The organism is Microcoleus sp. PH2017_12_PCY_D_A, from assembly GCF_020738565.1.
Classification (GTDB): domain Bacteria; phylum Cyanobacteriota; class Cyanobacteriia; order Cyanobacteriales; family Microcoleaceae; genus Microcoleus.
On the sequence record NZ_JAEQCI010000039.1, the window covers coordinates 57,318 to 68,628 of the forward strand.

General features: G+C 43.5%; 12 protein-coding genes. 2 read left to right on the forward strand and 10 right to left on the reverse strand.

The features are described 5' to 3' along the window. Positions 1 to 7 precede the first annotated feature (7 nt). Positions 8 to 859 carry an Rpn family recombination-promoting nuclease/putative transposase gene (locus tag JGK39_RS12105; RefSeq protein ID WP_293252450.1) on the forward strand — a complete coding sequence of 284 codons (852 nt, stop codon included), beginning with the start codon at positions 8 to 10 and terminating at the stop codon, positions 857 to 859. A 7-nt stretch (positions 860 to 866) separates the two neighbouring features. On the opposite strand, the gene JGK39_RS12110 is transcribed toward JGK39_RS12105, so the two are convergent. The 10 genes from JGK39_RS12110 to JGK39_RS12155 all read right to left on the reverse strand — a co-directional run bounded on the left by JGK39_RS12110 (position 867) and on the right by JGK39_RS12155 (position 10,100). Continuing rightward, entirely contained in the window at positions 867 to 1,430 is a 564-nt protein-coding gene (locus JGK39_RS12110; RefSeq protein ID WP_293252448.1) for a Uma2 family endonuclease, read from the reverse strand. A 157-nt stretch (positions 1,431 to 1,587) separates the two neighbouring features. Further along, a complete protein-coding gene (gene ilvA / locus JGK39_RS12115) occupies positions 1,588 to 3,120 on the reverse strand; it encodes a threonine ammonia-lyase, biosynthetic (RefSeq protein WP_293252590.1) in 1,533 nt (510 codons plus the stop codon). Positions 3,121 to 3,200: 80 nt separating this feature from the next. Further along, positions 3,201 to 3,362 carry a hypothetical protein gene (locus tag JGK39_RS12120; RefSeq protein ID WP_293252446.1) on the reverse strand — a complete coding sequence of 54 codons (162 nt, stop codon included), beginning with the start codon at positions 3,360 to 3,362 and terminating at the stop codon, positions 3,201 to 3,203. A 116-nt stretch (positions 3,363 to 3,478) separates the two neighbouring features. Continuing rightward, positions 3,479 to 4,258, reverse strand: a complete 780-nt coding sequence (locus tag JGK39_RS12125) for an MAE_28990/MAE_18760 family HEPN-like nuclease (protein ID WP_293252444.1) — start codon at positions 4,256 to 4,258, stop codon at positions 3,479 to 3,481. 6 nt (positions 4,259 to 4,264) lie between these two features. Beyond that, positions 4,265 to 5,437, reverse strand: a complete 1,173-nt coding sequence (locus tag JGK39_RS12130) for a DUF262 domain-containing protein (protein ID WP_293296549.1) — start codon at positions 5,435 to 5,437, stop codon at positions 4,265 to 4,267. A 206-nt stretch (positions 5,438 to 5,643) separates the two neighbouring features. Further along, positions 5,644 to 6,213 (reverse strand): hypothetical protein, encoded by a 570-nt coding sequence (locus JGK39_RS12135; RefSeq protein ID WP_293252440.1) that lies wholly within the window; start codon positions 6,211 to 6,213, stop codon positions 5,644 to 5,646. A gap of 291 nt (positions 6,214 to 6,504) precedes the next feature. Next, positions 6,505 to 7,368, reverse strand: a complete 864-nt coding sequence (locus tag JGK39_RS12140) for an HIT domain-containing protein (RefSeq protein WP_293252438.1) — start codon at positions 7,366 to 7,368, stop codon at positions 6,505 to 6,507. Positions 7,369 to 7,474: 106 nt separating this feature from the next. Continuing rightward, entirely contained in the window at positions 7,475 to 9,073 is a 1,599-nt protein-coding gene (locus tag JGK39_RS12145) for an Hsp70 family protein (RefSeq protein WP_293252436.1), read from the reverse strand. Between the two features lie 20 nt (positions 9,074 to 9,093). Beyond that, the gene (locus JGK39_RS12150; protein WP_293252434.1) at positions 9,094 to 9,876 is read right to left on the reverse strand and encodes an XRE family transcriptional regulator; all 783 of its coding nucleotides are present in this window, start codon (positions 9,874 to 9,876) and stop codon (positions 9,094 to 9,096) included. Between the two features lie 11 nt (positions 9,877 to 9,887). Beyond that, on the reverse strand, positions 9,888 to 10,100 hold the full coding sequence (locus JGK39_RS12155) for a DUF2997 domain-containing protein (protein ID WP_293252432.1): 213 nt from the start codon (positions 10,098 to 10,100) through the stop codon (positions 9,888 to 9,890). A gap of 79 nt (positions 10,101 to 10,179) precedes the next feature. Here JGK39_RS12155 and JGK39_RS12160 point away from each other — a divergent pair, with 79 nt between their 5' ends. Further along, positions 10,180 to 11,226: a low specificity L-threonine aldolase gene (locus tag JGK39_RS12160; RefSeq protein ID WP_293252430.1), complete on the forward strand. Its 1,047-nt coding sequence runs from the start codon at positions 10,180 to 10,182 to the stop codon at positions 11,224 to 11,226. Positions 11,227 to 11,311: the final 85 nt, after the last annotated feature.

The window sequence follows — 11,311 nt, forward strand, 5'->3', positions numbered from 1 at the left end:
TTAAAATATGACCTTCATTAACCCCAAAACCGACTACGCCTTCAAAAAAATCTTCGGTTCTTCAGATAACAAAGGCATACTCATCAGCTTCCTCAACGCCATGATTTACGATGGCAATCCTACCATAGAAGACTTAGAAATTATTAATCCCAACTTACCCCCAAAAATCACAGGGTTAAAAGATACTTACTTAGATGTGAAAGCCCGACTCACCGACGGTACTATAGTCATTATTGAAATGCAGGTATTAAATGTAGAGTTTTTCGGAAAGAGAGTTTTGTACAACGCTGCAAAAACCTATGTTTCTCAATTACAGAAAGGACAAGGCTACGGAATGCTGAAACCTGTGATTGCACTGACACTGACTGATTTCGAGATGTTTGCAAATAGCGATCGGCTAATTTCTAGATTTGTTTATAAAGAAGAAACGACTAATCTGAGATATACCGACAATAACATGGAGTTAGTGTTTGTCGAACTTCCGAAATTTACCAAAGAATTGTCACAGTTAGAAACTCTAGTGGATAAATGGATTTATTTCATGAAATATGCTAACACGCTGACACAAATTCCAGAAACAATGGATGTCGTCCCAGAGATTCATCAAGCCTTTGACATAGCAAATCAAGTTAATTTAAATCCTGATGAACTGGAGGCTATCGAACGGCAAGAAATGTTTATTTACGACCAACAAGGAGTTATAATCTATGCTGAGAAACAAGCTCGAAAAGAAGCTCAAAAAGAAGAAAAACTGGCGATCGCACGGCGATTACTCGATCGCCTAGATGACGAAACCATCAGTCAAACAACCGGACTCAGCATCGAAGAAATCAGGAATTTGCGATCGGATAGAATTTAGAGCAAAGTTATCCACCTGCTTTCAACCACCCAAAAACCTGCTCCACAGTCAAATCTAACGTTAAAAAATTTGGCACGGGCAGGCGATTTTGTCCCGTCAACTCAACTGGTTCCTGTCCAGGAATAAATACTAAAATAAACCGCTCCTCTGGATCGATTAACCATCCAAGCTGAGTGCCGTATTTCAGACAGTGTAAAATATTACTAATCACCTTAGTTGCTTTCTGATCTGGGGATAAAATTTCCACTGTCCAGTCAGGATGAGTCTCAAAAGCATTCGGAACTTCACCATCCGCTTCAAAAGTGATTCTTTCCCAAGCAAACACTGTAACATCCGGCACAAGAGAACGCCCGCCAAAAGTACAGCGCAATTCTGGAAAAGCAAGGGCAATTTGTGCCGTTTCCGCAACCTGATTTACAGCGTTACAAAACTTGAGTTGCAAGCGAGAATGTTTGCCTTGGGGCATAAGCTTTTGATGAATGCGTCCGTTAATAAATTCACTCGCAGGTTGAGTTTCCGGCAGTTTGAGGAAAGCTTCGAGGGTGAGAGATGTTGGAAGTGCTGTTGTCATCGCTTTGGATTCGGTGTCATTGCCACTCTGCCACAATTTTATCGTTTTTCTGCCAGTTTTCCCTTTATGACGAGTGGCAATAGTTTAATTTAGCTTTGTCACACCTTAAATTCGATCGCCCTTTCCCAAAACCCCACCCCAAAACCCACCTCAAAACCTACCCCAAAAACAACTTATACGCCGGATTCTGACTCTCATCCCCATACTGATAGCCCAGAGTATCCAAAAAAGCCTGCCATTCCTGCATCTCATCCGGCGGTACTTGAATCCCCACCACAATTCGCCCGTAATCAGCCCCGTTATTCCGATAGTGAAAAACGCTGATATTCCAGTTAGGACTCATCGAACCCACAAACTTCATCAACGCACCAGGACGTTCGGGAAATTCAAACCGATAAAACAGTTCGTGATTTGCCAGCAGAGAACGGCCGCCCACCATGTGCCGCAAGTGCAATTTCGTTAATTCATCATCAGTTAAATCGAGAGTCTTAAAGCCGCAATCTTCAAAACTTGCCGCTATTTTCACCGCATCAGCGCGGTTTTGAATTTGCACGCCAATAAAAATATGTGCCGCTTTTTCATCCGCAATTCGATAGCTGAATTCAGTTAAATTGCGCTTCCCCAGACATTCGCAAAACCTGCGGAGACTTCCCGGCTGTTCGGGAATTGTGACTGCAAAAATCGCTTCCCGACGTTCGCCAAACTCTGCCCTTTCTGCTACAAAACGCAGGCGATCGAAATTCATGTTCGCGCCGCAAGCAACCGCAATTAATGTTTCTCCTGCGACTTGTTCCCGTTCGACGTAAGCTTTCGCACCTGCGATCGCCAATGCGCCGGCAGGTTCTAAGATCGATCGCGTATCCTCAAAAACATCCTTAATCGCCGCACAAACATCATCCGTATCCACCAAAATAATCTCATCCACATACTCTTGACACAGGCGAAAAGTTTCCTCCCCAACTTCCCGCACCGCAACGCCGTCAGCAAATAAACCCACCTGCGACAAACGCACCCGTTTACCCGCTTTCAGCGATTGATTCATCGCATCGGAATCCACAGGTTCAACGCCGATAATCTTAATTTCCGGGCGCAACCGCTTGATATAAGCTGCAATTCCCGAAATCAATCCGCCGCCGCCAATGGCCACAAAAATCGCGTGAATCGGTTTTTGATGTTGCCGCAGAATTTCCATGCCGATCGTACCCTGTCCCGCGATTACGTGGGGATCGTCAAAAGGGTGAATGAAAGTCAACCCTTTTTCTGCCTCTAATTGGCGCGCAAAGGCGCAAGCATCATCGTAGGTATCCCCGTGCAAAACCACCTCTCCACCGCGCGCTATCACCGCATTAACCTTCACCTGCGGCGTAGTTACGGGCATGACAATAATCGCGCGAGTTCCCAGGTGGCCCGCAGCGAGGGCGACTCCTTGGGCGTGGTTGCCGGCGGAAGCTGCGATGACACCTTGTGCTAGCAAATCCGGCGACAGTTGGGCCATTTTGTTGTACGCGCCCCGCAGTTTGAAGGAAAAGACAGACTGCATATCTTCTCGCTTCAGCAGCAGTTTATTGCTGAGCCGCGTTGATAGATTGGGGGCGCATTCTAGGGGGGATTCTTGGGCTACATCGTAGACGCGGGCGGTGAGGATTTGGACTAGGTAATCGCAAAGCATGGCGTTAGCAGGTTGGTAGATGCCGGATGGTGGGATAATTGTATGGTATTTGTGTTAGTATTTTGCGGGAATGGCGATCGGGCTTCGCAGCTACGAAATATTCAGTCAGCGCGATCGGATGTCGTTACATAAATAATCAAACCAACTCTGGCATCGCGATCGAACTTTAAGCCTAATTCTGTTTCCGAAGTTATTTCTACGCGATTTTGAGACAGATCGTTAAGCTGAATGCTCTCAATTTTAGCAGAGTAGCAGTACGACAATTCCTTATTAACTAAAACAAGAAAAACACTTTCTCCTACAGTTAATGTAACTTCCTTAACTTTCGCTACCCCTGCTTGTGGCTTTTTGAACCACTCAGTAATGTTTCCAATCTCCCTTACCAGCCCTCGATCTGGCGTAAAATTATATTGTAGGTAACTAAATCAGCAAGTGACTTACATAAAGCCTCAACAAAATCAGCTAAGTCCAACAGTTCTTGAATTCCCAGTATCTCGTTTACAAAGCCGTGTGCTGCTTTATTTCGATAGTCAACCAATTGTTTGAGTTCTCCTTCTGCCGTGTTTTGACTACTACGAATTTCCTCGACAAAGTATTTAATTTCTTTGTGGTTAATTACCCATTTCCATGCCTCATCAATTCCAGCATTTCTCAAGACTGTTTCTAGGACTTCCTTGCGTAAATTTTGCTCGTGCAATAGAAAAGCATCTGGAAGTAGCTCGTATTTTCCAGTGTTAGTAATGCCGCAGGATAATCCTTGAACTACTTTCTCAACTGAAAGATGTTGAAACCTATTCTTTTTGATGTCAATCAATAAACGCCCTATACCCTCTCGATGGGTATTTTGGATTTTTTCTCCTAAATCTGAATAACGCGGAACCAAATCGGGCATAAGTTGCAGCCAATCCGAAATTAAATCCTCAACAAAGCGCTCGTAAATAGCATACAATCTAGTTACTACGGCACAGCGCTCGTAAATTTGCCATTCTCGTTTGCTACAGATTACTTCTATTAATGCGGCAAATTCAGGATGTTCTTTCAACTGTTTTATATCTGAACTGTCTTGAAATACGATTTTTCTAAGTCTATCGTTAGTCTTTATCATCGAACGGACAGTGGAAATTTTGAGGCTGACTGTCTTGAGAAGCTCGTCAAACATCGCAAGTTACTCTCCGATAACTTGCGAAAGCATTTCGTCAAATATCCCGATTCGCTCCTGAATCTCTGCCTTGGTTTTTCCACCTCCTGTGAGAAGACGAGATTCAGGTTTTTTAAAGATGTTCTTTGTCTCTTCAATAATTCGGTCTTTTAGAGCAATTAATCTTTTTTCATATTGCAAGTACCTACTTAAACACACCATAATTGCATCATAATATGCTTTATAAGTCTTGTTTGACCAAGTTTGAGTTTTCTGGTCAAATGGTTTGAATAAATGCTCTCCGTAAATTAGGTGAGCTATTGTGATAGTTTTGAGAAAAATAGATTCCAAGTAATTGATATCTTCCTCATCAAAATTTAAACTTCTCATCATGTACAAATCTAAAAATCCTTCCATTCCCCCTTGGTAATTATCAACGTTTATGAGAGCAAAAAAACGCAGAACTAACTCAGCATCTTCCATTTTTTTATAAAGGGTATTTTTCTCCAATTCGGGGCTGTCATCCTGTGTCGGAATTCCCCAAGCTTCTGCAAATATGGGATGGCGCGATAATTTTAGCAACAGTTCATTGAACTTTCCATAATACAAACAGTTTCGCACTTCCTGTTGACTTAAATCTACGCCTCCAGTGTTAAGGCGCTCGAAGGTTTTTTGTTTTAAGAATAGAGCCTCTTCAGGATCGGAGGTTGATTCTGCAATAATTACTGTAGATGAGATAGAACGACGGTCGATACCTGCTCTAATTTTTTGAGGAAGTTGATTGTAGGTACGTCCATTTAATTCAGGCCAAAGTTCAAGCCCTGTTAATGAAAGCTTGTTTTCATAAAAATCCTGAATCGCAGTAATTCTTTGTTGACCATCCATAACCTCATATGAATAGTATTCTTTTTCGTATAAAATTATTGATGGAACTGGAATATTAACGAGAAATGATTCGATTAGTTTGGATTGCATTTTGGTGGTCCAACGCGCCCTTCTTTGGTAAAATGGTCGCACTTCCATATAACCAGGCTGCTTTAATGCCTGGACAAAACTAGGAAGCTTTTCACGGTTGATTTCAGTAAGAATTCTATGCTCTCTTAACTCGTATTTATGGTTGATTTCACTATCGGATATTTTAGTGCGAGTTTTTGCTGGCGAACTCTCCCACATTTTTTGTTCAAATGATGCGAGCTGCATTTCCGTAGTCTCCCTAAGCACAACTTGTTAATAATTATAGCATTTACACGATTGGCCGAGCGACTCAAATCTAGCAAAAAGTGCGCTCGCCAATTATCCCCGCAGCAGAGCGCTCGCCCGTACCCATAGCAAATTAGATCCCCGACTTATTCAAAAGATCGGGGATTTAGACCCACAAAACCCGAAGCTTCCAACCCTGCATATATCTAATCAGGACATGCAAAACCCGTTCGAGGGTCACTAATAAACAAACCCAAAACCAGCGAGTCCATCACCGTATCCCAGACAGGAGTCAAACGTTTAGCATCATCAACCCAATAGTCAAAAGTAATCAAACACTGAACATTAGAACCCAATCCGATACAGATTCGCGAATAAGCTTCCCGCTGTTCCGGAGGGTCGATAAACTTAAATTCAGTCCAAACAACCCGAGCAGTTTGCCGCTTCAATTGGATAATATCCCCAGGATCGATCGGATTTCTGGTATCATCTTCAACTATCTTCTGCAATAGCGGCACCAGCGGAAATTCTCCCCAATTACCAGGAGGTAACAAATTAAACGAAACCTCCAAACAACAATCATCATCCGGCGGCTTTTTATCCGTAAACCGGAACGACTTAGTATCCGGTTCAAAATGCCAATCTTGCGGGACATCAAAGCGGACTGCACCTCTTCCTGCGACAAAGATGCGAGTTCCAGGCTGAGATTTCCAATTATGGTCTTCTTTGAGCTCCAGAGTTTCCTTGAGCCATTCTTGCTTTTTGCGCTTAGACATAAACAGAACACCAAATTACTGCTAATGTGTCGTTTGAGACTTGGCAAACACATTTTAACTCTATTTTGCTCGCCCTTTGCTCAAATATAAAAATCCTTACAAAAATTACCCACGGGTATCGAGAAACCGGGTTTTTGCACAAAAATCCTTCGTCGCAGCCCGAGAATTAATAAAAAACCCGGTTTCTTTAGTCGCAGCGAGTAATTCCTGTATAACAATCCTTACAATAATTATCAATTTCTCTCTGCGTTCTCTGCGCCTCTGCGGTAAAAAAAATCCTTTCACAAATTCCTAACTTTTCTTTCTAACTTGAGGAATAACACATCTAATTCCGCCTTTATGCCCAGCCGCATCGCCCTTGTAGCGGGGGATAACATGAATAGCCGCGTGACTGCGACTTTGACCCGCATCTTTATTAATATTGATACCCACATTAAAACCGTCAGGCTGAAACTCTTTATTTAACATCTCTTGCACCTTATTCGCCATAAACCAGCAAGCCGATTGTTCCCTAAACGGCAGTTCAAAATAATTGGCAACGTGACGCTTCGGGATAATTAAAACATGACCTTTGCTGGCGGGATAACCGTCAAACATCGCGTAGGCTGTGGCTGATTCAGTTAGCAAAGTTAGATTTCTGTACGGATTGCAGAATATGCAGTTATTAGTTGAATTTCTTTGATGATTGTAATGCACGTATTCGTAAATTTCGCAAGACTCATTTAAGAGAGACGACTTAAACGGAAGTTTGACAATGCACTGATAGGTAGGTTTTTTGTGTACGTAATGTTCTCGAAAACCTTCTTTTTTGATATCCCTTCTCACGGCAAAATATGCTTTACCTCCCGGTTTCAAGAGGTTCGACACTTCCATCAGCACATTCGCTTGTTCTTCGGGAAATAAAACATTTAAAACATAAAAGCAAATTATAGTATCAAATTTATTTTGGGGGAATTCAGGAAAATAATAAGAGTCGTAACCTGCAATATCAAAGCCTTTTTGCTGCAACAATTTAACATCACTCCCGAAGCCGCACCCAAAATCTAAAACTTTACCTTGCAACAAGTTTTGCTCTAATAAAAATTTTGCCGGAAATGACAAGTAAATTCTTTCGATTGCTGTGAGGTGGCTGAATTTATTTTGTTGCTTCTTCATGGCGGCATAAATTTGATTTAAATCGATATTCTTCAGTCTCTTATAGAGGGACTTTGTTTGACAAGAAGCGATTTCAAGATCCGAATTTTATCTAAAAATTGTATCATTATTGCAGTTTGGCGATCGCCCCTTTCTCCACCAACACCTTACCAGTCACCAAATCCCGCACCGTAGCCAACAAAACCCGCCTCTGATCCACCTCAAAACTCACCGAAACCCGATCGATCCCCAACACCCCAGGCGGATTCAAATGCGCCACACAAACCTCCTGGTGGTGGCTTTCCAGAGAGCGAAAATCGCTGTGTTTGTTGAGCAAACTGCTCGTCATTTGACCTTTTTCGTTAAAACTAACCTCCGCTTGCGACACCTCCGCAACTTCCCCAATATCCAACCGAATTTCCCTTTGTCCTTCAATGGCCACTTGCAGCGTCAACTCATCAGAACTTTCACAAGGATACTTCATTTCCTTGCTAAAAATCGGCGAATAAGCATAAGCTTTAGCATAAGGTTCCCAGAGGCGAATTGCATAGCTGTGGCGCAAATAATCGTCCACACTCGCCAATTGTGTCAGGGCTAAAGCACCGTGCGCCACAGCTTCAAAAGGCTTGTCTGTTTTAACTTTTTGCCGCCCGAAGTACGAAACAACTAAATTAGACACAGCCGGAATTAGAGAAGTTCCTCCTACCAGCAAAACCTGTTCGATATCTGCTTTCCCGATACCTTTTCCCAGCGCAATACTCAGCACTTCATCTAAAGCTTCCCGCAACTGTTCCAACAACTGCCGGGATTCCAGAATTTCCTCAAGCTGATCTCGGTTTAACTGCAAATCGTAAGACATAAAATTTTCATCATCAAACCAACTTTCCTTCGCCTCATTAACTTGAGAAACTTGAATCTTTAACTTTTCTGCTATTTCTAATAAATTTTGCCAGCCAACCCCGCCGACTTCGGCCCGCGACGAACCAATTTGCCGCAAATAATCTTCAACAATCCATATGTCAATATCTTCGCCACCGACATAAGCATCGGATTTTGCTAACACTTCGGCACGCATTAAATTGTGGCTGTGAGATTGGCTATTTTTGACTGAGGAAGGAGGCGCAGTGCGAACCAAGCTTAAATCTAAAGTTCCGCCGCCAAAATCGACTACTAAAACTAGAGAACCGGGGCGTTGTACGGCATATCCCAGGGCGGCTGCGGTGGATTCATCGATTAGCTGAACTTCCTCAACTCCCAGAGATTCCGCCAAGTCGCGAAACCAATCTAGATATCGCTCAAATGCTCCGACTGGAACTGTAAAAATTACTTTGTCTGGTTGTATATTTTGCTGATATAATTGTTTCCAGATTGTTCGGATAAACTGTTCTGCCACTGATTCTGGCGTGTACTTTTCGCCGTCGATATTTCTGGCTGGGGGCTGATAATCGGCTGCTAAGTCGCGTTTAAAAGCTTTGAAGAAACGGTCTGGCTGGGACTGTCCTAAACGCTGCGATCGCACTTTTTCTCCCAATACTAACTCTCCCATATTTTTCACAAACACTAAAGTCGGCACTACAGGTATTTCTCGGGCATTTCCGCTCGATTTTTTGATTTTGAAAATCCGGGACATTTCGCCCAATCTCAAAGTTTCCGGTGTTTGCGTATCCGGGTTGAGAATGCAAACAACCGTGTTGCTGGTACCGAAGTCTATTGCAACTGTAGTCATGTCTATTTTAGATTTTTAATTTAATTTTTTATTCCCGGTGGGAGGCTGCGACTAACTTTAGCAGGAGCCAGAATTTGCTCTCCATCTCGATAGCCCACAAATCTCACGTAAACTAAATCTCCTTCTGTTATATCCTCAACATCCGGCTGGTGCAACTGCGGATTGTAAGCAACTTGTTCCCAAGCTGAACCAATTGTTTCAAAATCCCAACTTGACAAGAGATTTTCTAGGGGCGTAAACAAAGCCGAGAGATTTTTGGCTGGCATATCCGGCTTGGCTTCTGCCATTTTGCGGGCGGCGGGATAGTTGGTTAACAAAGTTTGCAACTGTTCAAAGGTGGCGCGGCGAAAATCGGCAGTTAGTTGAGTTTTTTGCTGCTGCAATTCTTCCCGCAGCCGGAAACACTGCTGTCTCAATTCTTCGATTTCGCTGGGATTAGTTGTGATTGTAGCCGATACGGGCAGCGCGCTTAAAGTGCGATCGAATTCTTGGAAATTCAAATTTAGCACAGTTGCCAGCCGCCGCAGTTGGTCTACTGTGAGTTTTCCCACGTCTCCCTGCCGCACTAAGCGCACCCCGAAGCGACTTAAGCCTGCTTGTTCGCCTAAATCTTGCCAATCGACGATATCTAGCTGATTCATGCGTTCTCGGAGAATTGTATCGTACTTAAACTCGATCGCATCTCCGGCCTCGGATGCAGCATAAAGGTAGACTAAAATTAGAAAAATGCCCCCGACAGCTAGCGCGATACTGAAGGCAGGCAGTGTTGTTGCATCAACTGTTACGCCGAGGAGATAGAACATTGTTAAATTTTCTAAACTTGTTTTAAAGTCTGAGTTTGTTCGGCGGTCAAATTTTCTTCGCCTTCATAGTATTCTGGCAGCAAGTCTTGAGATTCTACTTTACCTAGGGCTTTTTCAATTCCGGCGGTGGTTTCGGTGCAACTCGAACCAGTGGCGTTGAGGACGGTTTCGGTAATTTTGCCGTCTTTGCCGATGCGGTATTCTATTTGGCGGTACTCTGCCATAGTTCCTCTTGGTTTAATGCTTGACAGTTTAGTTTTGACTGTTGAGTTATATTATAGATTCTGTTTACCAATTATTCAAATGAATTTTTGTAGCGACAATGCAACGGGGGTTTCGCCGGAAATTATGGCAGCGATTGCAGCGGCTAATTGCGGTGCAGTTATGTCCTATGGAGATGATGAATACACTGAGCGTTTGCAAGTGAAATTCTCGGATTTGTTCGAGACATCGGTGACGGTTTTTCCTGTAGCAACGGGTTCGGCTGCTAATTCTCTGGCCCTGGCGGTTATGACTCCGACCTACGGCGCTGTTTACTGTCACGCCCAATCTCATATTAATCTGGATGAATGCGGCGCGCCGGAGTTTTTTACTGGCGGTGCAAAGTTGGTGACACTAACAGGAAATCATGGTAAGATAAAGGCAGAGACTTTAGGTGAAATAGTCGATCGCGCTGGTGCAGGAATCGTCCACCACGTACAGCCCGCCGCCGTCAGCATCACACAAGCCACAGAAGCCGGCACAGTCTACAATCCAGCGGAAATAGCGCACATTTCGGAGGTTGCTCGCAGCCACAATTTGCACCTGCACATGGATGGAGCCCGCTTTGCCAATGCTGTTGCTAGTTTGGGCTGTACGCCTGCGGATATCACTTGGCGCGCCGGTGTCGATATCCTCTCATTTGGAGCCACAAAAAACGGCGCGATGGCTGCGGAAGCTGTGGTATTTTTCAATCAAGAATTAGCAAAGACTTTCCCATTTTACCGCAAGCGCAGCGGGCATCTCTTCTCAAAAATGCGATTTTTGTCGGCGCAGTTGGAAGCATATATAACAGATGATTTGTGGCTAATAAATGCGACTCACGCCAATAAGATGGCTGCTAAATTAGCGCAAGGTTTGGCAGGAGTTGAGGGAGTCAATTTTTGCCATCCCGTCGAAGCTAACGAGATTTTTATGCAGCTTCCCGAATCAGTGATTGCAGCAGCTTTTAGTCAGGGTTTTCAGTTTTATCGGTGGGAGAACTCTACCGTCAGACTGGTAACAGCTTTTAATACTAAAGAAGCAGATATTAATGCTTTCGTGGATTTTTGTAAGAGCGAGATTTCCCCTAAGATTGAAAAAGGTTTGTAGTGAGGACTTTAGTCCGCATCCATGAAGGATTTTACTCCTCACTACAATATTGAAAAAAGGTTTGTAGTGAGGACTTTAGTCCGCA